Annotated in this window: 23 protein-coding genes and 4 tRNA genes; 13 read left to right on the top strand and 14 right to left on the bottom strand. The window is 71.7% G+C overall.

What is annotated here, in order from left to right; translation table 11 throughout:
- Positions 1–77 precede the first annotated feature (77 nt).
- Together EV562_RS29215 and EV562_RS29220 are read left to right on the top strand one after the other, a co-directional pair.
- Positions 78–152: transfer RNA gene (locus EV562_RS29215), tRNA-Asp, on the top strand.
- Positions 153–383: 231 nt separating this feature from the next.
- Positions 384–578: a DUF6274 family protein gene (locus EV562_RS29220; protein ID WP_133889867.1), complete on the top strand. Its 195-nt coding sequence runs from the start codon at positions 384–386 to the stop codon at positions 576–578.
- Between the two features lie 428 nt (positions 579–1,006).
- Here EV562_RS29220 and bldC read toward each other — a convergent pair whose 3' ends face one another.
- Both bldC and EV562_RS29230 read right to left on the bottom strand, forming a co-directional pair.
- Positions 1,007–1,213: a developmental transcriptional regulator BldC gene (gene bldC / locus EV562_RS29225; protein WP_003949541.1), complete on the bottom strand. Its 207-nt coding sequence runs from the start codon at positions 1,211–1,213 to the stop codon at positions 1,007–1,009.
- Positions 1,214–1,757: 544 nt separating this feature from the next.
- Entirely contained in the window at positions 1,758–2,609 is an 852-nt protein-coding gene (locus tag EV562_RS29230; protein ID WP_133889868.1) for a hypothetical protein, read from the bottom strand.
- 229 nt (positions 2,610–2,838) lie between these two features.
- Here EV562_RS29230 and EV562_RS29235 point away from each other — a divergent pair, with 229 nt between their 5' ends.
- Both EV562_RS29235 and EV562_RS29240 read left to right on the top strand, forming a co-directional pair.
- A complete protein-coding gene (locus EV562_RS29235; protein WP_133889869.1) occupies positions 2,839–3,933 on the top strand; it encodes a Glu/Leu/Phe/Val dehydrogenase dimerization domain-containing protein in 1,095 nt (364 codons plus the stop codon).
- A gap of 320 nt (positions 3,934–4,253) precedes the next feature.
- Entirely contained in the window at positions 4,254–4,508 is a 255-nt protein-coding gene (locus EV562_RS29240; protein ID WP_133889870.1) for a DUF3073 domain-containing protein, read from the top strand.
- A gap of 69 nt (positions 4,509–4,577) precedes the next feature.
- On the opposite strand, the gene purM is transcribed toward EV562_RS29240, so the two are convergent.
- The 6 genes from purM to EV562_RS29270 all read right to left on the bottom strand — a co-directional run bounded on the left by purM (position 4,578) and on the right by EV562_RS29270 (position 10,347).
- Complete coding sequence (purM, locus tag EV562_RS29245; protein WP_133889871.1) at positions 4,578–5,645, bottom strand: phosphoribosylformylglycinamidine cyclo-ligase; 1,068 nt, start codon at positions 5,643–5,645, stop codon at positions 4,578–4,580.
- Positions 5,646–5,696: 51 nt separating this feature from the next.
- Positions 5,697–7,223 carry an amidophosphoribosyltransferase gene (gene purF / locus EV562_RS29250; protein ID WP_133889872.1) on the bottom strand — a complete coding sequence of 509 codons (1,527 nt, stop codon included), beginning with the start codon at positions 7,221–7,223 and terminating at the stop codon, positions 5,697–5,699.
- A 62-nt stretch (positions 7,224–7,285) separates the two neighbouring features.
- On the bottom strand, positions 7,286–8,095 hold the full coding sequence (locus tag EV562_RS29255; protein ID WP_133889873.1) for an META domain-containing protein: 810 nt from the start codon (positions 8,093–8,095) through the stop codon (positions 7,286–7,288).
- 59 nt (positions 8,096–8,154) lie between these two features.
- Entirely contained in the window at positions 8,155–8,952 is a 798-nt protein-coding gene (locus EV562_RS29260; protein ID WP_133889874.1) for a maleylpyruvate isomerase family mycothiol-dependent enzyme, read from the bottom strand.
- Between the two features lie 9 nt (positions 8,953–8,961).
- Positions 8,962–9,798 carry a M23 family metallopeptidase gene (locus tag EV562_RS29265; RefSeq protein WP_133889875.1) on the bottom strand — a complete coding sequence of 279 codons (837 nt, stop codon included), beginning with the start codon at positions 9,796–9,798 and terminating at the stop codon, positions 8,962–8,964.
- 66 nt (positions 9,799–9,864) lie between these two features.
- Positions 9,865–10,347 (bottom strand): helix-turn-helix domain-containing protein, encoded by a 483-nt coding sequence (locus EV562_RS29270; protein WP_133890054.1) that lies wholly within the window; start codon positions 10,345–10,347, stop codon positions 9,865–9,867.
- Between the two features lie 147 nt (positions 10,348–10,494).
- Here EV562_RS29270 and EV562_RS29275 point away from each other — a divergent pair, with 147 nt between their 5' ends.
- Positions 10,495–11,079 carry a Uma2 family endonuclease gene (locus EV562_RS29275; RefSeq protein ID WP_133889876.1) on the top strand — a complete coding sequence of 195 codons (585 nt, stop codon included), beginning with the start codon at positions 10,495–10,497 and terminating at the stop codon, positions 11,077–11,079.
- Positions 11,080–11,139: 60 nt separating this feature from the next.
- Here EV562_RS29275 and purL read toward each other — a convergent pair whose 3' ends face one another.
- Genes purL through purS form a run of 3 tightly spaced genes read right to left on the bottom strand, consistent with a single transcriptional unit; the run spans position 11,140 to position 14,344 of the window.
- Positions 11,140–13,398 carry a phosphoribosylformylglycinamidine synthase subunit PurL gene (gene purL / locus EV562_RS29280; protein WP_133889877.1) on the bottom strand — a complete coding sequence of 753 codons (2,259 nt, stop codon included), beginning with the start codon at positions 13,396–13,398 and terminating at the stop codon, positions 11,140–11,142.
- Positions 13,395–14,075: a phosphoribosylformylglycinamidine synthase subunit PurQ gene (gene purQ / locus EV562_RS29285; RefSeq protein ID WP_133889878.1), complete on the bottom strand. Its 681-nt coding sequence runs from the start codon at positions 14,073–14,075 to the stop codon at positions 13,395–13,397. The genes purL and purQ overlap by 4 nt, the downstream gene beginning before the upstream one ends.
- Positions 14,072–14,344 (bottom strand): phosphoribosylformylglycinamidine synthase subunit PurS, encoded by a 273-nt coding sequence (gene purS / locus EV562_RS29290; RefSeq protein WP_133889879.1) that lies wholly within the window; start codon positions 14,342–14,344, stop codon positions 14,072–14,074. The genes purQ and purS overlap by 4 nt, the downstream gene beginning before the upstream one ends.
- Before the next feature lie 350 nt (positions 14,345–14,694).
- On the opposite strand from purS, the gene EV562_RS29295 reads away from it, so the two are divergent.
- The 8 genes from EV562_RS29295 to EV562_RS29330 all read left to right on the top strand — a co-directional run bounded on the left by EV562_RS29295 (position 14,695) and on the right by EV562_RS29330 (position 19,374).
- Complete coding sequence (locus tag EV562_RS29295; protein WP_133889880.1) at positions 14,695–15,012, top strand: Lsr2 family protein; 318 nt, start codon at positions 14,695–14,697, stop codon at positions 15,010–15,012.
- Between the two features lie 150 nt (positions 15,013–15,162).
- A tRNA-Gly gene (locus EV562_RS29300) sits at positions 15,163–15,234 on the top strand.
- 94 nt (positions 15,235–15,328) lie between these two features.
- Positions 15,329–15,401, top strand: a tRNA-Gly gene (locus tag EV562_RS29305).
- A 143-nt stretch (positions 15,402–15,544) separates the two neighbouring features.
- Positions 15,545–16,516, top strand: coding sequence for an ABC transporter ATP-binding protein (locus tag EV562_RS29310; protein WP_133889881.1), 972 nt, complete (start codon positions 15,545–15,547; stop codon positions 16,514–16,516).
- Positions 16,513–17,331 (top strand): ABC transporter permease, encoded by an 819-nt coding sequence (locus EV562_RS29315; RefSeq protein ID WP_133889882.1) that lies wholly within the window; start codon positions 16,513–16,515, stop codon positions 17,329–17,331. Before EV562_RS29310 ends, EV562_RS29315 begins: the two co-directional genes overlap by 4 nt.
- 47 nt (positions 17,332–17,378) lie before the next feature.
- Entirely contained in the window at positions 17,379–18,629 is a 1,251-nt protein-coding gene (locus EV562_RS29320) for a histidine kinase (protein ID WP_133890055.1), read from the top strand.
- Complete coding sequence (locus EV562_RS29325) at positions 18,626–19,240, top strand: response regulator transcription factor (protein ID WP_166662053.1); 615 nt, start codon at positions 18,626–18,628, stop codon at positions 19,238–19,240. The genes EV562_RS29320 and EV562_RS29325 overlap by 4 nt, the downstream gene beginning before the upstream one ends.
- A gap of 61 nt (positions 19,241–19,301) precedes the next feature.
- A tRNA-Gly gene (locus tag EV562_RS29330) sits at positions 19,302–19,374 on the top strand.
- Between the two features lie 127 nt (positions 19,375–19,501).
- Here the strand turns inward: EV562_RS29330 and EV562_RS29335 are convergent.
- The 3 genes from EV562_RS29335 to EV562_RS29345 form a co-directional block, all read right to left on the bottom strand.
- Positions 19,502–20,401 (bottom strand): phosphoribosylaminoimidazolesuccinocarboxamide synthase, encoded by a 900-nt coding sequence (locus EV562_RS29335; RefSeq protein WP_133889883.1) that lies wholly within the window; start codon positions 20,399–20,401, stop codon positions 19,502–19,504.
- 84 nt (positions 20,402–20,485) lie between these two features.
- Positions 20,486–21,961: a N,N-dimethylformamidase beta subunit family domain-containing protein gene (locus tag EV562_RS29340; protein WP_133889884.1), complete on the bottom strand. Its 1,476-nt coding sequence runs from the start codon at positions 21,959–21,961 to the stop codon at positions 20,486–20,488.
- Between the two features lie 197 nt (positions 21,962–22,158).
- Positions 22,159–24,027 (bottom strand): hypothetical protein, encoded by a 1,869-nt coding sequence (locus EV562_RS29345; RefSeq protein WP_133889885.1) that lies wholly within the window; start codon positions 24,025–24,027, stop codon positions 22,159–22,161.
- Between the last annotated feature and the right edge of the window lie 260 nt (positions 24,028–24,287).

Consider the following 24,287-nt stretch of genomic DNA (forward strand, 5'->3'; position numbering starts at 1 on the left):
GGTGAGTTCGACCGGGGGCCCACCCTCCTGTACAGTCTCTTCTCGCAGCGCAACGCAGAAGAAGCGCCGCGAAACCTGGTCCTGTGGAGCAGTTTGGAGTGCTCGCCACCCTGTCAAGGTGGAGGCCGCGGGTTCAAATCCCGTCAGGACCGCAGTGAAAGCCCCGCACCGAGCGATCGGTGCGGGGCTTCTTCCGTTCGCGACGGCTCTTCCGTTCGCCGCGGCTCGCCGCCCCGGAAGGCACCAGGAGCCCCGGGGGGCCCAGCGGCCACCAGAAGCCCCCAGCAGGCTCTCAGCGGCCCTCTCGCGGCCTTGACGGCGTCACATTCGCTCGGTACTCCAATGACAGGGCCTCACCCTCGTGTGGCCCCTGGAGGTGGCGTATGGCGGCATCGGTCAGGCACGAGACACGGGCCCTGCTCCGCGCGCACCTGTCGGCCGCGTCGTCGTACGGCCACCTGACGCGCCACTGCCCCATCTGCCACCGGCTGTTGCGGCTGGCGCTGGACTCGTCGGCGCCACAGTCCCCGACGAGCCGTCAAGAGGGCGTCGAGGACGAGAGCGCCTCCACGGCGTGAGCACCGGGCCTCTCAACGCCCTTGCCCCGCCGACCTCCTGGAGGCCACGCCTCCAATAGCGCACCGGCGCCGGACCCAACAACCGGCGCGCCATGTGACGGGCGTCACCGCATAAATTTTTGGATCGGTGCTCCTTACGGCTCTCCTACAACTGGTCAATTTAATATGTGCAATTGCACCAGCTCCCGCAGTCCTCGCACAGACGATCCGACAGCCCTCCCCAGAGTCCGACAAGCCCGCGCACAGAAGCGGGCCGGGCACCCACCGGACGGCACGGAGCCGGACACAAAAAAATCGCGCTGGACCCGGCGGAGTCCAGCGCGATCAACGACGCACCCCTGTTGGGGCAGGGAGGGCGTCGCACGGAGCTGCTTCCGGGCGCCTCGGCAGGTTGGGGGACCTGCCGTTCTGCCCGGTTATGCGGTTGTTCAGGCCTCGCTGCGCTGCTGCGGAATGCCCGCGAGCAGAGCGCGGACCTCGGCTTCGCGGTAGCGGCGATGCCCGCCGAGCGTGCGGATCGACGTGAGCTTGCCGGCCTTCGCCCAGCGCGTGACCGTCTTGGGGTCGACGCGGAACATGGTGGCGACCTCAGCCGGGGTCAGCAGCGGCTCGGCATCAGGGGTGCGAGCGGTCATGAGCGGCCTCCTCGGGAGAACCGAACCTTCTCGGTTCATTCCTCTAAATTCTGCACCTTGACCCGCGTTGCCCGAAATGGCGGACGCGAGTCGAGTCGGTTATAGGACGAACGGCTTGTCCTCGGCACTACAACTACACCATCTGTCCAGCCGCGTCGGCCAAACCGATGGAATTGCCCTCCCAGGTGTTCATCAGCGACGGAAGCCGATGGACCATGCCATAGCGGACAGTCACGCCACTGTGACGATCAGTCACAGGGCGCTCAGGGGTCACCAGACCTGTCATCAGACCCCCCAAAGCGTGCAATGCGGAGATTCCGCCCACAGTGCATCACGGCAGGACGGAAGGAGCCCTCCCCGGGCTCCTTGTCCTATTTTGGCACGAGGAGGGGGAAGCGGCGCAAGAGTGATGTACGTGCGGTCCGTCACGCTTGACGCATACGCCCGGATCGGGACCTACGTCCTTTGTCGGCGGGAGATCAGCCCACACCGAACACGTGTCGGAGCGGAAGACGAAACCTCACATCGGGCGGTACGTCAAACGTCAGTTCGCCGACCGCCGGTCCCGGACCGCCCGCCAGCGCTCCACCAGCCGTCCGTAGGCGGCCCCCGCGGTGGCCCCGTCGCCGTGGCGCAGCGCCTCGATCCCCTCGGCCACGTCCGCCGCGGAGTGGTCCGCCGCCAACTCGCCCGCCGGCAGGGCGTGCACCAGCCCGCCGTAGTCCAACTCGACCAGGGACCGCGGGTGGAATTCCTCCAGCCAGCGCCCGACGTCCACCAGGCCGTCGACGAGCGGGCCCTCGTCCACGGCCTCCCGCAGGGCCCGCAGCCCTCGCGCCACCCGCCGGCGGGCCTGCACCATGGGCGTGCGGTAGCGGAGCACCGGCGCTGCGGCGCCCTCGTCCTCCCCGCCCTCCTCGTACTCCCGCTCCGTGTCGGAGACCAGCACGAACCAGTTGATCGGCACCTGCCAGGTGGCCGTGCGGATCCAGGGCCGGGCGTCCGGGTTGCGTTCCAGCCAGCGTTCGTAGTCCTGCGCGCTCTGGCGCCGTACGACCGGCGGGATCAGGGCGTCCAGGACCGGCTCGGGGAAGTCCTCGGCCACCTCGCCGAGGGCCTGCCAGCCGCGCAGCCGGGTCCGCCAGGGACACACGCAGACCACGCCGTCCACCTCGGTCACGAAGGCGTCCGCGCTCTCGTGCACCGGCACCGCGACGGGCGGGGTGGGCAGCAGGTCCGCCAGGGAGCGGCGCAGCTCGTCCTGGTACGAGGGCCGGTCGGGGCGGCGGGCGTATCGGGTCCAGTGGGCGCGCTCCTCGTCCGGGAAGGCCACCAGCGGCTCGTACACGCGCAGGTACGCCGCGTACGGCACGATCACCGAGGACACCTTGGGCACGCCTGCTCCCTCCCCCGCGCACCGCCGCGAAAACCTGTGGAAATCCGTCGGAACGGATCACAAACGCGCGAGAATCTCTGCAAATCGTCCCACGCCCGTACTCCGTGCGGAGGTGATCCTGAGCACTGTGCGGCGGGCGGGCACCGCCAGGCTCTAATCTCGTGCCACAGTCCCCGCCACCCGCACGGAGACTGCCGCCCATCGCCGCACCTACACAGGAGTCACCACCGTGACCGACGTAACCGGCGCACCTGCTGATGTACTGCACACCCTGTTCCACTCGGACCAGGGGGGTCATGAGCAAGTCGTGCTCTGCCAGGACCGTGCCAGCGGCCTCAAGGCCGTCATCGCCCTCCACTCCACCGACCTGGGCCCCGCCCTCGGCGGCACCCGCTTCTACCCGTACGCGAGCGAGGCGGAGGCCGTCGCCGACGCGCTGAACCTCGCGCGCGGGATGTCGTACAAGAACGCCATGGCCGGTCTCGACCACGGCGGCGGCAAGGCCGTGATCATCGGCGACCCGGACCAGGTCAAGAGCGAGGAACTGCTCCTCGCCTACGGCCGGTTCGTCGCCTCGCTCGGCGGCCGGTACGTCACCGCGTGCGACGTCGGCACCTACGTGGCCGACATGGACGTCGTGGCCCGCGAGTGCCAGTGGACCACCGGGCGCTCCCCCGAGAACGGCGGCGCCGGCGACTCCTCCGTGCTCACCGCCTTCGGCGTCTACCAGGGCATGCGGGCCTCCGCCCAGCACCTGTGGGGCGACCCGACGCTGCGCGACCGCACCGTCGGCATCGCGGGCGTCGGCAAGGTCGGCCACCACCTGGTCGAGCACCTGCTCGCCGAGGGCGCGCACGTGGTCGTGACCGACGTGCGTAAGGACGTCGTGCGGGCCCTCACCGAGCGGCACCCCTCGGTGGTCGCCGTCGCCGACACCGACGCGCTGATCCGGGTGGAGAACCTCGACATCTACGCGCCCTGCGCACTCGGCGGGGCGCTCAACGACGAGACGGTGCCGGTGCTGACCGCCAGGGTGGTGTGCGGCGCGGCCAACAACCAGCTCGCCCACCCGGGCGTCGAGAAGGACCTCGCCGACCGCGGGATCCTCTACGCGCCCGACTACGTGGTGAACGCCGGCGGTGTCATCCAGGTCGCCGACGAGCTGCACGGCTTCGACTTCGACCGGTGCAAGGCGAAGGCCGCGAAGATCTTCGACACCACGCTGGCCATATTCGCACGTGCGAATGAGGATGGCATTCCGCCGGCCGCCGCGGCCGACCGGATCGCCGAGCAGCGGATGGCCGAGGCCCGTACCCGGCGGTGATCCCGCGGTCGTACGGCGCCGGCCCGGCAGGGTCTGCGCAGGTTTGACGGGTACCCGTCGGGGGGCAGTTGGAGAGAACTCTCACTTATCCCGGCGGGTCGACCGCCGAAAGGTGGTTAAAATCGCGGTTGACCAGCGAGGACGGGGCGCCTCGCCGGTCCTGGGCAGGCCACGTGCTGCGGGCGACGTACCGTATGGGCGTGGGCTCAGGTACCGTGGAAGCCCTACGGACCGGTCTCTCCACGGAGAGCCCGTTCCGGACCATGAACGCGTGTCAAGACTCTGGGGCCGTCGAGCCCCGTCGTTGAGGGGGTCGAGCCATGGGGCGCGGCCGGGCCAAGGCCAAGCAGACGAAGGTCGCCCGCCAGCTGAAGTACAACAGCGGTGGGACTGATCTCTCCCGCCTGGCCGAGGAGCTGGGCGCATCGCCGTCGAATGCACAACCGCCTAACGGCGGGCCATTCGAGGATGATGAGCAGGAGGACGACGTGTACGCGAAGTACGCCGACCTCTATGAGGACGACGACGAGGACGAGGACGGCCAGTCCCCGTCCCAACGGCGACGCGGCGCTTGACCTCGCACTGAACACCAACCCGGTCGGTGATGTCTGTCACCGGCCGGGTTCTGTGCTGCCCGCGGCGGCTCAGGCGGCGTAGTCGCCCACCATCTCCGCGCCCGTCTCCCGGTCTCCCCGGTCCGTGATCTCGCCGGCCACCCAGGCGTCCACGCCGCGGTCGGCGAGGGCGGTCAGGGCCACGTCCGTCGACTCCTCGGGCACGATCGCGATCATGCCCACGCCCATGTTCAGCGTCCGCTCCAGCTCCAGGCGCTCGACGGCGCCGGTCCGGCCGACGAGGTCGAAGATCGCGCCCGGCGTCCAGGTGGAGCGGTCGACCACGGCGTGCAGACCGTCGGGGATCACCCGGGCCAGGTTGGCCGCGAGGCCGCCGCCGGTGACGTGGCTGAAGGCGTGCACCTCGGCGGTGCGCATGAGGGCCAGGCAGTCCAGGGAGTAGATCTTGGTCGGCTCCAGCAGCTCCTCGCCGAGGGTGCGGCCGAGGCCGTCCAGGTGGGCGTCGAGCGCCAGGCCGCCCTCGTTCAGCAGGACGTGGCGGACGAGCGAGTACCCGTTCGAGTGAAGCCCGGAGGACGCCATGGCGATCACCGCGTCACCCGTACGGATGCGATCCGGGCCGAGCAGCCGGTCGGCCTCCACGACGCCCGTACCGGCGCCGGCGACGTCGAAGTCGTCCGGGCCCAGCAGGCCGGGGTGCTCGGCCGTCTCGCCGCCCACCAGGGCGCAGCCGGCCAGCACACAGCCTTCGGCGATGCCCTTGACGATCGAGGCGACCCGCTCGGGGTGGACCTTGCCGACGCAGATGTAGTCGGTCATGAACAGCGGCTCGGCGCCGCACACCACGATGTCGTCCATGACCATCGCGACCAGGTCGTGGCCGATGGTGTCGTACACGCCGAGCTGCCGGGCGATGTCGACCTTCGTGCCGACACCGTCGGTGGCGGAGGCGAGCAGCGGGCGCTCGTAGTTCTTGAGGGCGGAGGCGTCGAAGAGGCCGGCGAAGCCGCCGAGGCCGCCGAGGACCTCGGGGCGCCGCGTCTTCTTGACCCATTCCTTCATGAGCTCGACGGCGCGGTCGCCCGCCTCGATGTCGACTCCGGCGGCTGCGTAGCTGGCACCAGTTGTGTCAGGCATGACGATGTGAACCTTCGTGTCGTACGGCGGTGGGGCCAGGGGGGCGGACGGCTACGGGCGACGGATGGCGTCGGCGGCGGCCGTACCGGCGGGCCCGGCGGCCAGCTCGGTCTCCAGGAGCTGCTTGCCGAGCAGCTCGGGGTCGGGGAGCTCCATCGGGTACTCGCCGTCGAAGCAGGCGCGGCACAGGTTCGGCTTGGCGATGGTGGTCGCCTCGATCATGCCGTCGATGGAGATGTACGCCAGGGAGTCGGCGCCCATGGAGGTGCCGATCTCCTCGACGCTCATGCCGTTGGCGATGAGCTCGGCGCGGGTGGCGAAGTCGATGCCGAAGAAGCAGGGCCACTTCACGGGCGGGGACGAGATCCGGATGTGGATCTCGGCGGCGCCGGCCTCGCGGAGCATGCGGACCAGGGCCCGCTGGGTGTTGCCGCGGACGATGGAGTCGTCGACGACGACCAGCCGCTTGCCCTTGATGACTTCCTTGAGCGGGTTCAGCTTCAGGCGGATGCCCAGCTGGCGAATGGTCTGTGAGGGCTGGATGAAGGTCCGGCCGACATAGGCGTTCTTCACCAGGCCGTTGCCGAAGGGGATGCCGGAGGCCTCGGCGTACCCGATCGCGGCGGGGGTGCCGGATTCCGGGGTCGCTATGACGAGGTCGGCCTCCGCGGGGGCCTCCTTCGCCAGCTTGCGGCCCATCTCGACACGCGAGAGGTAGACGTTGCGGCCGGCGATGTCGGTGTCCGGGCGGGCCAGGTACACGTACTCGAAGACACAGCCCTTGGGCTTCGCTTCTGCGAATCGAGAGGTGCGCAGGCCGTTCTCGTCGATGGCGACGAACTCGCCCGGCTCGATCTCGCGCACGAAGCTGGCGCCGCAGATGTCGAGGGCGGCGGACTCGGAGGCGACCACCCAGCCGCGCTCCAGGCGGCCGAGGACCAGCGGGCGGATGCCCTGCGGGTCACGGGCGGCGTAGAGGGTGTGCTCGTCCATGAAGACGAGGGAGAAGGCGCCGCGCACCTGGGGCAGCACCTTGCCGGCCGCCTCCTCGACGGTCAGCGGCTTGCCGTCCTCGTCGACCTGGCCCGCGAGCAGCGCGGTGATCAGGTCGGTGTCGTTGGTCGCCGCGACCCGGGTGGAGCGGCCGTCCTGCTTGGGCAGGTCGGCGACCAGTTCGGCGAGTTGGGCGGTGTTGACGAGGTTGCCGTTGTGCCCGAGCGCGATGGAGCCCTGCGCGGTGGCACGGAACGTCGGCTGGGCGTTCTCCCACACGGAGGCACCGGTGGTCGAGTAGCGGGCGTGACCGACCGCGATGTGACCCTGGAGCGAACCGAGGGAGGTCTCGTCGAAGACCTGGGACACCAGGCCCATGTCCTTGAAGACGAGGATCTGGGAGCCGTTACTGACCGCGATTCCCGCGGATTCCTGGCCCCGATGCTGGAGGGCGTAGAGCCCGAAGTAGGAGAGCTTGGCGACCTCTTCACCCGGAGCCCAGACACCGAAGACGCCGCATGCGTCCTGGGGGCCCTTCTCGCCGGGAAGCAGATCGTGATTGAGTCGACCGTCACCACGTGGCACGCCTCCGAGTGTAGGCGAGGTCGACCACTGGTCCGAATTGGGGACAGGGGCTCACCTGTGGGTCACCGGTCGGCGACGGCCCGGACCGTGGCGCCGTCCTCGCTGGTCAGCGTGAGGGTCTCCTGATCGATCCGGTACGTGACCGCGCCGTCGAAGAGGCCCAGCAGCCGCTTCTCGGCGTCCATGAGTGAGCCTTCGCACATCATTCGGGTGGTGGACGGGGCGCCGAGGGTGATACGCCCGTCGCTGACGGTGGCCCCGGCCTCGACGCGGTTGCAGGGCAGACGCCCCGAAACGGTCTTCGCGTCCCGGTCGAAGGTGAGGTGGGCGCTGCCCTTGTCGCCCTTCCGGCCCGGGGCGTCGACGGTCCACCTGGTCCCGTACAGGGACGCGTCCTCGGCCCTGCTCAGCCGGACGGTGTCGCCGTCGGCGGTGGTGAGGACGAGCCGCTCGCCCTCGTTCTTCGTGGTGAGCGAGCCGGTGGTGAGGGCGCGGCCGAGGGACTTCTCGAAGCCGGCGGGCGTCTTGGCGCAGGCCTTCTCGGTGAACATGGCGTCGCTGAGCCGGACGCGTCCGGCGGAGCCGTCGACGTCGGCACGGGCGCTGAAGCTGTTGCAGCCGGTGCTGCCGGCCGCCTCGCCGCCCTCGTCGATCCGCACGTGTGCCGCGGCCGGTGCCCGGTGGGTGGTGCCGTCGACGGTGACGCTGTCGATGCTCCACCGGACGCCGGTGATGCGCGGTCCGCCCGCGCCCACGGCGTCGCTGCCGGCGTCGTCGGCGTGCTCGCTGCCGCAGGCCGCGGCGAGCGGCACGAGCGCGGCGACGGCCGCCACGGTCAGGGTCCTGGTGCGCTGCTTCGTCTGCCTGTACATGCCGATTCGACGGAGACGGGGAAGATCCGGTTCCGTCCGGTCCTCGTCCGGCTCGCCCGTCAGCCGAGCAGCGGCAGCAGGGCGCCCAGGTCGGCCCGCTCCCCGCTCGCGCTGACCTTCGCCCCGTCCAGGGCGTCCTTCCAGGCCAGCCGCCCGGAGGCGAGCCGGATCCAGGTCAGCGGGTCGGTCTCGACGACGTTGGGCGGGGTGCCCCGGGTGTGCCGGGGGCCCTCGACGCACTGCACGACCGCGTACGGCGGGATCCGCACCTCCGTCGAGCCGCCGGGTGCCCGCACGGCGAGCGCGTCGGCCAGCAGCCGGGTCGCGGCGGCCAGGGCCTGCCGGTCGTAGGGGATGTCCAGACCGGGAACGGCGGCGTTCAGGTCGTCGCTGTGCACGATCAGCTCGACGGTGCGGGTGACGACGTAGTCGGCCAGCGGCAGGGCGCCCGCGCTGGTGGGGAGCAGTCTGCCGCCGGGGTGGGTGTCGAGCCGCTCGGTGAAGCGCCGCTCGACCTCGGCCAGGTGGGCGTCGAGGTCGGGGTGGTCGGCGGCGAGCCGGTGGGCGGTCCGGGCGATGGCGTCCGCGTCGGCGGCGATGGCGGTCGGCCAGGCCGTCAGCTGCCCGTCCTGTCGCATCGGCTGGGGCTCGTCGAGCAGCCGGTCCACGGCGGTCAGCGCCATCCCGACGTGCGCGGCCAGGTCCCGCACGGTCCAGTCGCCGAGCCGGGTGGGCAGCGCGAGCTGCTCGGGACCGAGGGTGCGGACCGCCGCCCGTACGTGGCCGAACTGCGCGAGGACGGCGGCGCGGGTGCGGGCGGGGTCGTAGGCACGGGGGCGTTTCCTGGCCGGGGGCATGGGGTGAGCCTATGCGGGCGAGACGGTCGGCGAGGGCGCCTCGAAGATCTCCCCGTTGCGCGGGACGCCGAGGCCGGTCCAGGTGAAGGGGACGCCCCGGGCGGTGTCGGGGTCGGGGCCGTCCATCAGCTGGAAGTGGACGTGCGGCTCGGTGGAGTTGCCGGTGTTGCCGCAGTGGGCGAGGACCTGTCCGGCGCGGACCCGGTCGCCCTCGCGGACGGTGAACGACCCGCGCTGGACGTGGGCGTACAGGGCGTACGTGCCGCCGCCGAGGTCCAGCACCAGGTGATTGCCGACGATGCGGCGGACGCCCGCCATCTCCCGCACCGAGCCCTCGACGAGCATCAGGTACAGCAGCGCGGGCAGGGAGGTGCGGCTCAGGTGGTCGCGCTGGCCGTCGTCGGCCCGTACGACCCGGGCGTCGGCCACCGCGAGGACCGGGGCGCCGAACGCCGGGAAGTCGCGGCCGCGCCGGGCGAGGGGCCACAGGGCGCGGAAGCCGGGGCGGGCGCCGGGCTCCGGTTCGGCGACGAGGTCGATGGCGAAGGTCTGGCCGTAGGCGTGGACGCCGTGGCTCGGGGTGCGGTCGGCCGGGCTGTTCAGCGCGGACCAGCGGCCGGTGACGGGCGGGGCGACCTCGACCGGCTCGCGGGCCCTGCCGGCGGCGTCCGGGGCGCCGCCGTCCCACCGGTTCACCACGGCGACCAGGACGTAGGCGAGGACCAGCGGCAGGAAGACGCACCACCAGGGATACCCCGGGTCGAAGAGGACGCCGACGGCCACCAGGGCCAGGAAGGCGAGTTGCAGTACCCGGAAGGTGGTCATGGCGAGCTTGCGTACGGACATCGTTCGTTCCCCCTTGCTCGTGACGGTCCGGCGTCTCGACAGCCCCGGCCGTCTCGACGGTCCCGGTCAGTTCCGCGCGATCGACAGCGCCACCAGCAGCGGTACGACCCGCCCCGCCGGCACCTCGTGGCGGCCCCGGCCGGTGGTGTGCAGCCAGCCGGCGCCGGTGAGCTGGCGCAGGTGGTGGTAGATCTGGCCAGTCGTGCCCATCCCGTCCAGCTCGGCCAGCTCTGCCACGGTGCGCCGGCCGCCGAGGACCTCGCGGAGCAGCCGCAGCCGCACGGGATGCCCGAGGGCCGAGAACACCTCGGCGGACTCGGCCCAGTCGGCATCCAGCAGCCCCTCGGTCAGCGCACCGTGCTGCCAGGCGTACCGCTCTCCGGTCGGCAGGCGCACGGAGCCGGTGAAGAGGACTCCCCCGGCTGCGGCCTCCGACTCGGCGAGTTGTTTCTTCAGGCCTTCCAGAGCCCAGAGGTCGCCCTCCCCAGGAGCCGGGGCAGGCCGGTCGGCGGCTTCCAGGGCGGCCAGGCGCCGCTCGAGGTCGGCCACGCGCTGTTCCAGTGGTTCCACACGTACGAGATTACGTACTTACGAAATCCGGTGCAAGGGTCACTCGTACGTGTGTCTGACCGCGGAAGGCGGCCCGGAAAGGCGCCGTCTCGGAAACGCTGGTCCATGCCTGGAAGGAGGTGCAACATGACGGTTATGGCCGAGCACACGTCTCAGATGTCGGTGGACGAGTTCGAAACGATCGCTTCCGCCGCTCCCGAGACCGTCACGTTGGAGTTCATTGACGGACGGATCGGGGTCAAACAAGTGACCGACGGGGATCACGACACCATCGTGTCCTGGCTGGCCAAGCGCTGTATTCAGGCCCGGCCGGACCTGGACCTTTACCATGCCCGAGGTCTGCGCGTCGACGCGTACCGGCAGAGCAGGGCCCGGCCGGACGCCGTGCTCGTACCGGAGGCCCACTTCGCGGGATACGGCGAATGGGCCGATCCAGCCGGAGCACTCATGGTCGTCGAGGTCACCTCGTACGACTCGGACACGGACCGGCGGGACCGACACGAGAAGCCAGCCGCTTACGGACAGGCGGGAATCCCGCTGTACCTGCTGATCGACCGGGACCACTGCACGGTCACGGTGCACAGCGGCCCGGACCGCCAGGTCGGCGGCTACCGGGACGCCCGCGTCACGAAGTTCGGCGAGACGCTGGTCCTCCCCGACCCCGTCGGCATCACACTCGACACGGAGATCCTCAAGAACTACGTGCGCTGAGACGACGAGGCCCCGCCCGGAACCAGCCCGGACGGGGCCTCGGACTGCCGGGACCGGCGGCTACGCCAGCAGCCCCGGGATCGTCGCCTCGTGGGTCTCGCGCAGCTCGGTCAGGGACAGGGTGAACTCGCCCTGGACCTCGACCGCGTCCCCGTCGACCACGCCGATGCGCGTCACGGGCAGGCCGCGGGCGCCGCACATGTCGTTGAAGCGGACCTCTTCCGAGCGCGGGACGGCGACGACCGCGCGGCCCGCCGACTCCGAGAACAGGAAGGTGAAGGCGTCGAGCCCGTCCGGTACGACCAGGCGCGCGCCCCGGCCGCCGAGCAGCGCCGACTCGACGACCGCCTGCACCAGGCCGCCGTCGGACAGGTCGTGCGCGGAGTCGATCATGCCGTCGCGGGACGCGGAGATCAGGATCTCTCCGAGCAGGCGCTCGCGCTCCAGGTCGACCTTGGGCGGCAGGCCGCCGAGGTGGTCGTGGACCACCTGGGACCAGGCAGAGCCGCCGAACTCCTCACGCGTGTCGCCCAGCAGGTACAGCAGCTGGCCGTCCTCCTGGAAGGCGACCGGCGTGCGGCGGGCCACGTCGTCGATGACGCCGAGGACCGCGACCACCGGGGTCGGGTGGATGGCGGCCTCGCCGGTCTGGTTGTAGAGCGAGACGTTGCCGCCGGTGACCGGGGTGCCGAGCTGGAGGCAGCCGTCGGCCAGGCCGCGCACGGCCTCGGAGAACTGCCACATGACCGCCGGGTCCTCCGGCGAGCCGAAGTTCAGGCAGTCGGAGACGGCCAGCGGCTTCGCGCCGGTCGTCGCCACGTTGCGGTAGGCCTCCGCCAGCGCGAGCTGTGCGCCCGTGTACGGGTCGAGCTTGGCGTAGCGGCCGTTGCCGTCGGTCGCGATGGCGACGCCGAGGCCGGTCTCCTCGTCCACGCGGATCATGCCCGAGTCCTCGGGCTGGGCGAGGACCGTGTTGCCCTGCACGAAGTGGTCGTACTGCTGGGTGATCCACTGCTTGGAGGCCTGGTTGGGCGAGCCGACCAGCTTCAGGACCTGGCCCTTGAGCTCCTCGGACGTCTGGGGCCTGGGCAGCTTGTTCGCGTCGTCGGCCTGGAGGGCGTCCTGCCACTCGGGGCGGGCGTAGGGGCGCTCGTAGACCGGGCCCTCGTGCGCGACCGTGCGCGGGTCCACGTCGACGATCTTGCCGCCGTGCCAGTAGATCTCCAGCCGGTCGCCGTCGGTCACCTCACCGATGACCGTGGCGATGACGTCCCACTTCTCGCAGATCTCCAGGAAGCGCTCGACCTTGCCCGGCTCGACGACCGCGCACATGCGTTCCTGCGACTCGCTCATGAGGATTTCCTCGGGCGAGAGGGTCGAGTCGCGCAGCGGGACGTCGTCCAGGGTGACGCGCATGCCGCCGGAGCCGTTCGACGCCAGCTCGGAGGTGGCGCAGGACAGACCCGCCGCACCGAGGTCCTGGATGCCGACGACCAGCTTCTCGGCGAACGCCTCCAGGGTGCACTCGATGAGGAGCTTCTCCTGGAAGGGGTCGCCGACCTGCACGGCGGGGCGCTTGGACGGCTTGGCGTCGTCGAAGGTCTCGGAAGCCAGGATCGACGCGCCGCCGATGCCGTCGCCGCCGGTGCGGGCGCCGTACAGGATGACCTTGTTGCCCGCGCCGGACGCCTTGGCGAGGTGGATGTCCTCGTGCCGCATGACGCCGATGGCACCTGCGTTGACCAGCGGGTTGCCCTGGTAGCAGGCGTCGAAGACGACCTCGCCGCCGATGTTCGGCAGGCCCAGGCAGTTGCCGTAGCCGCCGATGCCGGCGACGACGCCCGGCAGGACGCGCTTGGTGTCGGGGTGGTCCGCGGCGCCGAAGCGCAGCGGGTCCACGACGGCGACCGGACGCGCGCCCATCGCGATGATGTCGCGCACGATGCCGCCGACACCCGTGGCCGCGCCCTGGTAGGGCTCCACGTAGGAGGGGTGGTTGTGCGACTCGACCTTGAAGGTGACCGCGTAGCCCTGACCGACGTCGACCACACCGGCGTTCTCGCCGATGCCGACGAGCATGGCGTCGGACTCGGGGGCCTTCTCGCCGAACTGGCGCAGGTGCACCTTGCTGCTCTTGTACGAGCAGTGCTCGGACCACATGACGGAGTACATGGCCAGCTCCGCACCGGTGGGGCGGCGGCCGAGGATCTCCACGACCCTCTCGTACTCGTCCTTCTTCAGGCCCAGCTCGGCCCAGGGCAGCTCGACGTCGGGGGTCGCGGCCGCGTGCTCGACCGTGTCCAGAGGCGTCCGGCTCATGCGTTGACCAGCTTCTTGAGGATCGAGGTGAAGAACGGCAGGCCGTCGGTACGGCCCGTACCGATCAGCGGCTCGACGGCGTGCTCGGGGTGCGGCATGAGGCCGACGACGTTCCCGGCGGCGTTGGTGATGCCGGCGATGTCGTTGAGCGAGCCGTTGGGGTTCATGTCCAGGTAGCGGAAGGCCACCCGCCCCTCGGCCTCCAGCTCGTCCAGGGTGCGCCGGTCGGCGACGTAGCGGCCGTCCATGTTCTTCAGCGGGATGTGGATCTCCTGGCCCGCGGTGTAGTCGCTGGTCCAGGAGGTGTCCGCGTTCTCCACCCGCAGCTTCTGGTCGCGGCAGATGAAGTGCAGGTGGTCGTTGCCCAGCATGCCGCCGGGCAGCAGGTGGGCCTCCGTGAGGATCTGGAAGCCGTTGCAGATGCCCAGCACCGGGAGACCGGCCCTGGCCTGGTCGATCAGGGTGTCCATCACCGGCGAGAAGCGCGCGATGGCGCCGGCCCGCAGATAATCGCCGTAGGAGAATCCGCCGCACAGCACCACGGCGTCGACCTGCTTGAGGTCCTTGTCCTTGTGCCAGAGAGCGACGGGTTCGGCGCCGGCGACGCGGATCGCGCGCTGCGTGTCACGGTCGTCGAGGCTGCCGGGGAAAGTGACGACGCCAATACGAGCGGTCACTTCGCGGCCCCCGCGACCGCGTCTTCGGACTCGACCTTGACGGTGAAGTCCTCGATCACGGTGTTGGCGAGGAAGGATTCCGCAAGATCATGGATGCGGGCGAGGGCGGCGTCGTCGACCGGCCCGTCCACTTCCAGTTCGAATCGCTTTCCCTGGCGGACGTCCGAGATCCCTTCGAAACCCAGCCGCGGCAGTGCGCGCTGCACCGCCTGGCCCTGGGGGTCGAGGATCTCCGGCTTGAGCATGACGTCGACTACGACGCGTGCCACTGGCACTCCCGGTGTGTGGTGCTGAGCAGGTTCCTTCAGACTACCCGTACAAAATTTCTACGCGCGTAGCCTTGGAGGAAACTACGTGAGCCCAGTCACGATTCGGCATCGGGAGGGGGTGCTCGCGAAAAGCTTCGGGAAAGATCTCGGACGCGGCACCGACACCTATTGCGGGACGGACACGCCAAGAGATTTAGTCGGTCTTCCCATTGCAATGCCGGGCACTGTACAAATGAAATGTCATTAGCCGATACTTTGCCCAATTACAGGCGAACAGTCGGCATCATCGCGGCGTCTCGGCACGTTCGGGCACGTCATCGCGGAGATGCCGCACGAAGGGACCGATATTCGTGGCGCAGCGTGTCGTGGTCACTCTCTTTGACGACATCGACGGCTCCCGAGCGGCGGAGACGGTCGCCTTCGGAGTCGACGGCCGGATGTACGAGATCGACCTGAACGAAGCCAATGCCCGGAAACTGCGCAAGGCCCTGGAGCCGTACGTCTCGGCCGGCCGCAAGCGCTCCCGGTCCGGCAAGGCCTACCGGCAGACGGAGGTCGCCCCCGACCCGGCGGCGGTCCGCGCCTGGGCCCAGGCGAACAAGATGGACGTGCCCGCGCGGGGCCGGATCCCGAAGAAGGTGTACGAGGCGTTCGCCGAGGCGCAGTGAGCCGGGCGTCGGGCACGGGCGTCCGGCACGGACGCCCGACGGCCGCTCAGCCGCCCCTCGCGGCAACCGACTTGCGCGGCACCCCGGGTGATCAGCTAAAGTCTGGAGCACGCCGAGGGGCGAGGCCGAAAGGCCCAGCTCACGGAACACGCGGGTGTAGTTCAGTAGTAGAACATCCCCCTTCCAGGGGGAAGGCGCAGTGTGCAATTCCTGTCACCCGCTCTGCATCGCCGTACCGATGACCCGATTGGATCAGGTAGGCTGGTGCTCGCACCGATCGGGACCGTTCTGTTCAGGTCCGCAGTCGGTAGCACATGCGGACGTAGCTCAGTTGGTAGAGCGCAACCTTGCCAAGGTTGAGGTCGCGAGTTCGAGCCTCGTCGTCCGCTCGGGAATCAGACCCCGGTCCTCCAGGACCGGGGTCTTTTCGTGCGTCCGGCCAGGTCCCTCCGGGAACCGCTCTGACATTTGTCATGCCCGGTGATGACGGGCCGCACTGTCGCCCGGTCCCGGGCGCCGGAATGCTCGAGACATGCAAACCAACGGACACGAACACGTGATTGAGGTCACCGGCCTTCGGCGTGTGTACGGGGGCGGGTTCGAGGCCGTGCGCGGGATCGACTTCTCCGTGCGCCGCGGGGAGGTCTTCGCACTGCTCGGCACCAACGGCGCCGGCAAGACGTCGACGGTCGAGCTGCTGGAAGGGCTCGCCGCTCCGGCCGGCGGGCGGGTGCGCGTCCTCGGGCACGACCCGTACACCGAGCGGGGCGCCGTACGCCCCCGCACCGGGGTCATGCTCCAGGAGGGCGGCTTTCCCTCCGAGCTGACCGTCGCCGAGACGGCACGGATGTGGGCGGGGTGCGTGAGCGGCGCCCGGCCGCCGGCCGAGGTGCTGGCGCTGGTCGGGCTCGGGGCCAAGACCGACACCCGGGTCAAGCAGCTGTCCGGGGGACAGCGACGCCGCCTGGACCTGGCGCTCGCCCTGCTCGGCGACCCGGAGGTGCTCTTCCTCGACGAGCCCAGCACCGGACTGGACGCCGAAGGCCGCCGTGACACCTGGGAGTTGGTGAGCGCGCTGCGCGACGGCGGTACGACGGTGCTGCTGACCACGCACTACCTGGAGGAGGCCGAGCACCTCGCCGACCGGCTCGCGATCATGCACGAGGGCCGGATCGCCGCCACCGGCACCCCGGCCGAGGTGACCGCCGTACAGCCGTCCCGGATCTCCTTCGAACTGCCCGAGGGCTACTTCGTGGGCGACCTGCCGCCGCTGTCCGAACTGGGCGTGGACGACCACGAGACCGACGGCCGGACCGTGCGCCTGCGCACCCGGGAACTGCAGCGCGCGGCGACCGGCCTGCTGGTGTGGGCCGGGCAGGCCGGGGTGGAGCTGCGCCGTCTGGACGTGCGCTCGGCATCCCTGGAGGAGGCCTTCCTGAGCATCGCCAAGGAGGTGTCCGCGCAGGCGGCCGGCACCACGAACGAGAAGGAGTACGCGGCATGAGCGCCACGGACACACCCGCCCGTGCGAAGCGCGGCGCCGCCGGGACCGCGACCACCACGCCGATGAGCCGCATGACCGCGCTCGCCCGCGCCGAACTGATCCTGCTGGGACGGAACAAGGGCACCGTCTTCGCGTCGCTGTTCGTGCCGTTCGTGCTGCCGTTCAGCGTGCGGGCGGGGGCCAAGGAGATGGACCTCGCCGGGGCCGGGCTGACCCTCGGCACCCTGGTGCTGCCCGCCGCCGTCGGCTTCTCCCTGCTGTTCGCCGTGTACTCGGCACTCGTCGGCGTCTTCGTCGTCCGGCGCGAGGAACTCGTCCTCAAGCGGCTGCGCACCGGCGAGTTGCGGGACGTGGAGATCCTCGGCGGCTCCGCCCTGCCGGCCGTCCTCGGCGGGCTCGTGCAGTCCCTGCTGCTCGCGGTGGGCTGCGCGGCCCTGCTGGACCTGTCCGCGCCGTCGGCGCCCCATCTCGCCGTCGTCGGCCTGCTGCTGGGCCTGGTGCTGTGCGCCGCGCTCGCGGCGGCCACCGCGAGCTTCACCAGGACCGGTGAGAGCGCGCAGGTCACACCGCTGCCGATCATGTTCGTCTCGATGGCCGGCTCCGGTCTGTTCTTCCCGCTCGACCTGCTCCCCGACACGCTGGCCTCCGTGTGCGAGCTGCTGCCGCTGACGCCCGTGATCACCCTGGTGCGCGGCGGCTGGACCGGCGACCTGTCGGCGTACGAGGCGCTGGGCGCCGTGGCCACGGCGGTGGCCTGGACCGTGCTCGCGGTGTTTGCTGTACGGCGGTGGTTCCGCTGGGAGCCACGGCACTGACGTACGCGACGTCAGAGGCGTACACGGCGAGCGGGACGGACGGACGGATGCGCAGGCCGGGCAGATGGTGGCGGCTCAAGAACACACCGGAGAAGGTGGAGGCGTACACGCGCTGGTCCTTCCACTTCTACGGCATCGTGGAGATCGCCGTGATGGGGCTGTCCGCGTTCGGACGGCTCGACGCGCGGCTCGCCGCCGTGCTCTTCCTGGCGGTGAGCGCGCACGCCGTCGTGCTCATGCTGGTGGCCTCCCGGGCGCTGGACTGGGAGCTCGGCCTGCGGGCGAAGCCGGTGCGGCTGCTGCGGGCGCTCGCCGTGCTGACCGTGGTGGTCTCGGTGGCGGCGCTCCTCATCGCCGAGCGCGGGCCGGACGGCGACGACGTCGGAGCGGTCGCGGGCACGGCCTTCGGCGGTGTGGTGACCGTCGGCGCCGGCGTCCTCGCGCTCGGGGCGCGCAGCCGGCGGCGGACGGTCGCGCTCGTCACCGGGTTCGCGACCGGGGCCGGAGTGCTGGTGGTCCTGCTGGGCGCTCCGGTGCGGGCCGGGTTCTTCACCGCGTGCGTGGTGCTGCTGGGCAGTGCCTTCGTCGCCTTCGCCTGCGTGTTCTCCGTCTGGCTGCTCAACGCGGTGTACGCGCTCGACGGCGCCAGGGAGACCCGGGCCAGGCTCGCCGTGGCCGAGGAGCGGCTCCGGTTCGGCCGGGACCTGCACGACGTGATGGGGCGGAACCTGGCGGTGATCGCGCTCAAGAGCGAGCTGGCCGTCCAGCTGTCCCGGCGCGGCAGGCCGGAGGCGGTGGAGCAGATGATCGAGGTGCAGCGCATCGCGCAGGAGTCGCAGCGCGAGGTCCGGGACGTCGTACGCGGCTACCGGGAGGCCGCCCTCGAGGTCGAACTGGCCGGGGCCCGCGGTGTGCTCTCGGCGGCGGGCATCGTCTCGGAGGTCACCGGCGAGACGGCCGGCCTGCCCGGTGAGGTGCAGTCGGCGCTCGGCTGGGTGGTGCGGGAGGCGACCACGAACGTGCTGCGGCACGGGGACGCGAAGAAGGTCGCCGTGACGGTGCGGACGGCGGAGGGACGTGTGGTGCTGACGGTGGAGAACGACGGGGTGGCGGACGGGGCCGGGGACGGTCCCCCGGTGGGCTCGGGCGGTTCCGGGCTCGCGGGACTGCGGGAGCGGCTCGCCGCGGTGGACGGGACGCTGGAGGCGGGGGCCGCGGGCCGGGGCGTGTTCCGGCTCACGGCCGAGGTGCCGCTGCCTTCCGGGGCGGCCGGGACCGCGCTGGGGGTCGCGTCGTGACGGCGACGGTGCGGGTGCTGCTCGCCGACGACGAACACCTCATCCGCGGGGCGCTGGCGGCGCTGCTGTCCCTGGAGGACGACCTGGTCGTCGTCGCCGAGGCGGCCACCGGGCCGGAGGCGCTGGCGATGGCGCGGGCGCACGCCCCGGACGTCGCCGTGCTGGACCTCCAGATGCCCGGTGCCGACGGTGTGAAGGTCGCCACATCGCTGCGGACCGAGCTGCCCGCCTGCAAGGTGCTGATCGTGACCAGTCACGGACGCCCCGGGCACCTGAAGCGGGCGCTCGCGGCGGGGGTGCGCGGGTTCGTCCCGAAGACCGTCAGCGCCCAGCGGCTGGCCGAGCTGATCCGCACGGTGCACGCCGGAAACCGTTACGTCGACCCCGAGTTGGCCGCCGACGCGATCTCCGCCGGGGACTCGCCGCTGACCGCGCGCGAGGCCGAGGTGCTGGAGCACGCCGCCGACGGGGCGCCCGTCGCGGAGATCGCCGAACGCGCCGCGCTCGCCGAGGGGACCGTGCGGAACTACCTGTCGTCGGCCGCGACCAAGCTCGGCGCGGAGAACCGGCATGCGGCGGTGCGTCTCGCACGGGAGCGGGGTTGGGTATAGTGGCTGTCGCGCCACGGCGAAGTCCGCGACTTCGGTCCACGACTCCCGCTCACGGCGCAGTGCGAACGTAGCTCAGTTGGTAGAGCGCAACCTTGCCAAGGTTGAGGTCGCGAGTTCGAACCTCGTCGTTCGCTCCGTGGGAGAAGCCCCCGGCTCCGGCCGGGGGCTTCTTCGTGTCGCGATCGCCCGGCCACGCCCGTCCGGCGACCGCGCCCGTCCGGCGACCGCGCCCGCCGCGCGACCGCGGCGGGCGCCGGGCCGCTACGACCAGCTCTGGCCGGTCAGCAGCTCGTAGGCCTCCACGTACTTGGCGCGGGTGGCGTCCACGACCTGCTGCGGCAGCGGCGGCGGGGGCTGCTCGCTCTTCCGGTCCCAGCCGGAGTCGGCCGAGGTCAGCCAGTCCCGCACGAACTGCTTGTCGTACGACGGCTGCGCGCGGCCCGGCTGCCACCGGTCGGCCGGCCAGAACCGGGACGAGTCCGGGGTGAGTACCTCGTCGGCGAGGACCAGGTCGTCCCCGTCGAAGCCGAACTCGAACTTCGTGTCCGCGAGGACGATGCCGCGCTCGCGGGCGATGTCCCGGGCGCGGGAGTACACGGCGAGGGTGGCCTGGCGCAGGGCGGCCGCGGTGTCCGCGCCGACCTGGCGGGCGACCTCCTCGTAGGAGACGTTCTCGTCGTGCTCGCCGACCTCGGCCTTGGTGGCCGGGGTGAAGATCGGGGCGGGCAGCTCGGAGCCGTCGACGAGGCCCTCGGGCAGCGCGAGGCCGCACACGGTGCGGGTCTGCTCGTACTCCGCCAGGCCCGAGCCGGTGAGGTAGCCGCGGGCCACGCACTCCACGGGGACCATCCGCAGCGACTTGCAGACCAGGGCGCGGCCCTCCCAGTCGGCGGGGGCGCCGGGGGGCAGCTCCGTGCTCAGGACGTGGTTGGGGGCCAGGTCGGCGAGCTGCTCGAACCACCACAGGGAGAGCTGGGTGAGGACCCGGCCCTTGTCGGGGATCTCGGTCGGCAGCACCCAGTCGTAGGCGGAGATGCGGTCACTGGCGACCATCACGAGGTCGCCCGCCTCGTTCCGGTACAGCTCGCGCACCTTTCCGGTGTGCAGATGCACCAGGCCCGGAACCTGGAGCGGCTCGGGCTTTTCAACGAATCCGGACACGGTTCCTCCCCGTGGTTCTGTCCAATACGTCGATTGTCCCGTACGTCGGGGGGAGGCCGGCGGGCGGGGCGGCGGGGGGCGCGGTCAGTCGCGTTTGCAGATGCGGTCCAGGAGGTTGGCGGTGGCGCGCTGGACCCGCGGGTCGACGTGGCCGGGGCGGTCCAGGGCCGGGGACCAGGCGAAGGTGCCGGAGGCGAAGACCCAGGCGCCCGAAGGGGCCCGGTACAGCGAGGTCTCCTGGTGGCGCCGGACGCCGTCCACGTCGGTGTACGGGGAGTGGGCGAGCAGGACCCGCTCGTCGTGCTCGGGGAGGGCGGTGCGCGGGAAGTAGCGGTCCGCCTCGCCCGCCACCAGGTCCTCGATCTCGTCGCCCTCGTGCGCTCCGGTGGCGTCCCAGAGCCAGTGCCCGGCGTTGCGGACGATCATCGGGTGCGGCTCTGGGACGCGGCCGGCGTACTGGATGCCGAGCAGCTGCTGCTCGGGGCGGTCGACCTCCCGCCACAGCGCGGGGCGGCCGGGCCCCTTGCGCTTGCGGCAGGTCAGCAGGCGGTCGGGGGCGCCGGACGGGGAGGGGGCCAGCTCCACCTGCCAGTACATGGTGTTGGCGGAGAGGAAGACCAGGGACGTCCCCCGGTCGCGGGCCAGCTCCGCGGTGCGGCGCATGGCGCCGGACCAGTACTCGTCGTGGCCGGGGAAGACCAGGCCCCGGTAGCGGGCCGGGTCGACCCGGCCGGCGTGCAGGTCGCGGGCGTCGGCGTAGGCGACGTCGTAGCCGTAGCGCTCGGCGAAGCGGATGAAGTCGTAGGCGTGGCCGACGTGCAGGGGAAGGCCTGCACCGGCGTACGGGCGGTCGAAGGAGACGGTCGTCGCGGCGTCCGCCTCGCCGAGCAGCCGGCCCTCCTCGTCCCACGCGTGGTAGAGGCTGGCGCCGGTGCGGCCGTCCTCCGGGTACAGGTTGTACGCCTGCCAGGTGACGTCCGGCAGCAGGAGGAGCAGGTCGGCCGGGTGGCCGTCGCGGACCGTGAAGGGGACGTGGGAGCGGTAGCCGTCGGCGGTGGTGAGCACGGCCACGTACGCGCCGATGGTCCAGTACGTCGGGATCTGCAGCCGCCAGGACAGCCACCAGTGGTGGCAGGAGACCGTGCGGTCGGCCGTGAGCGGCGGGGGCTGGACCATGCCGGACAGCCGGGGGCTGGTGGTGATCTTGGCGGCGCCGTCACCGCCGTAGTGGCCGATCCGGTAGACGTCGACGCTGAACTCCTGCGGCGGGTCGACGGTGATGTGGAAGTCGATGGCCTCGCCGGGGGCGGCGGCTCCCGTCGCGGTGAAACCCTTGATCTGACGGCGGACGTCGTCGGCGGCGCGGGGTCCCCCGCCGGTGCCCGCGCCGGACCGGGCACCGGAACCGTCCTGGTCCGCGTACCAGGCGACCACCTGACCGGTGTCGCCGAAGTACGTCTCGCCGCCGCGCAGCCAGGGGACGGGCCCCTGTCCGAAGGGGTCCGTCACGGCGTGCGCGAGTGCTCCCGACTCCCAGCGGCGGATCTGCTCGGGTCCCATGGGACAGTCCCCTCCCTCGTCCCCGTGGTCGTGCGTATGACGAACGCTCTTGCCATGTGCGCGATCGGTCCCAGCACATCACATTTCGCACGCGGCCTGTCACTGTTCGTCGCGAAGTGGCCGAAAGTGGAATGGGAGGGTCCGATTCCTTCGGGCGTGGGCCGCGCGAGGTCACGCCGGACCGGGGGCGGTCGAGGTCAGACCAGGCGCACCGGCTTCTCCGGGCGTATGCCGAGGTCGGTCATCCAGGCGCGCAGGGGGCCCGGGTCGCCGGTCTCGACGAGGCGGAGCACGCTGGGCGCCAGGTCGGCGGTGCGGGCGCCGTCGAGCAGGAGCGACGGTCCGTCCAGCCAGTCGAGGCCGGGGGCCGCGCCGGCGGTGTCCATCGCCGCGCAGCACACCATCGCCGTGATGTGCGCGGTGAGGATCTCGCGGCCGGTGCGCGGGGGCTGGAGCGGGAGGAGGGGCAGCGCGCCGTCGTCCCAGAGGGCGGCGTCGGGAGCGGCTCCGCCTCCCGACGCGGCGGCCGGTCCGGGTGTCGCGGGAGTGGTCCCGGCGGGACGCGCCTGCTTCTCCTCGCGGGCCAGCTGCGCACTGAGCCCGGCGGCCAGGGCGGCGCCGCGGACCGTGGTGCCGCCGAGGTCCTCGACGTCGTCGGCGGGGGCGTCGTGGTCGCCGTGCGCGGGACGGGCGTCGTCGCCGGCGTGCCGGGGCGGGGCGGCGCCGGCGGTGTCGGCGGTGTCGGCGGCAGAGTGGCCGGTGAACGCGGCGTCCGGGGCCGTGAGGTGGTCCAGGACGCGGGCCAGGGTCGGGCCGTCCGTGCCCGGGTCGGTGCCCTCGGCGGCACGGCGGACGCCCAGGGTGTCGAGCACCCGGTGCAGACGGGCCGCGTCCGTGCGCCAGGTCCGGTCGACGACCTCCTCGGAGTACTCGTCCCAGCCCACCGGCGCCCAGTCCGGGCCGGTCTCGGCGGGCCCCCCGTGGAAGAGCCGCGCGGCGAGCAGGGAGACCGCCTCGTCCACCACCCCGGGCTCCTCCAGCAGGTCGCAGGCGGGACGCTCACCCAGGCGGGAGGCGAAGCCCTCGGCCAGGCGGTCCCGGCGGGACAGCTCCGTGAGGGCGGCGACGACGCCCACGTCCAGCCGCGAGGGCCAGCGGCCCATCCGCCAGGCGGGCAGCGCCACCCGGGTCAGCAGCCGGTCCCAGCCCGCGTAGGCGAGCCCGACCTGTTCCTGCGCGACGATGCGCAGACCGTAGTCCACGGCCTGGGCACGCTCGGCGGCCGCGGTCGCGACCCCGCGCTCCATCTGGGCCGCGTGCCCCCGGCAGCTGCGCAGCAGGAGCCGGGTCACCCAGCCCAGGCCCGCGCCCGCCGCGCGGGACAGGGGATCGCGCCGATCCGCCGAGGCCACCGCCACGGCGGCGTCCAGGCCCCGTATGAAACGCCGGGCCGCGGCTATGTCGGGGTGCGCCGAGGGACCCGTACCGGCGACGACCGGGGCGAGGACGGCGCGCAGCTCGCCCACCCGCATCCACCACAGGAACGGTGAGCCGATGACCAGCACGGGCGCCGCCGCGGCACTCCGGCGGCGGGCGTCCGCCCCCGGGCCGGAGAGGTCGTCGTCGCGCCCCTGCGCGGGCGGCGGGGCGTGGACCGCGTGGGTGCGGTCCTCCAGCCAGCTGTCGCAGTCCGGGGTGAGCGCTATCGCCGAGGGGGCGGGGACGTCGAGCCGGTCGGCCAGGTCGCGCACCATCCGGTAGAGATCGGGCGCCGACTCCTCGGCGACCGTGACCGTCGGGGTCACGGCGGGCCGGGAACGGGCCACGACCAGGGCGACGCCGGCGGCGGCCGCCAGGACGCACAGCGCGAGGACGGACACGAGCCAGCGCAGCGCGTCCCAGACCCCGCCCACGAGGTGCCCGGTGGAGCCGCCGACGAGCAGGATCACGGCCGCGGCAGCGGGCAGCAGGGCCACGGCCAGCGCGCGGCTGCGGACCCGCAGCACCGCCAGCGCCCGGGTACGCGCGGCCAGCGCGCCCATCTCCACACCACCGATACCGGTCACGACCGGACCTCACCCCCTCATCGCTGCCCTGTCCGTCCGGTCTGTCCCGGACCGTCCTGCCGCATCACTGCGCTTCGGCTCTTGCTCACCTCACCCACTGTGGCACCCGGCACTGACATCGCAATGCCGGTGGGCCAAGTGCCGGAACGCTTGCGCGGCACCATAGTTGGGGCCCTCGCGCCCGTCAGCCGTATGGCCCATCGGTCACCCGATGGAATGGCTTTGGGGAAAGCTGGAGACGGACAGCAAAGGTCAGGCCC

This window comes from Streptomyces sp. BK208, assembly GCF_004364245.1.
Taxonomy (GTDB): Bacteria; Actinomycetota; Actinomycetes; order Streptomycetales; family Streptomycetaceae; genus Streptomyces.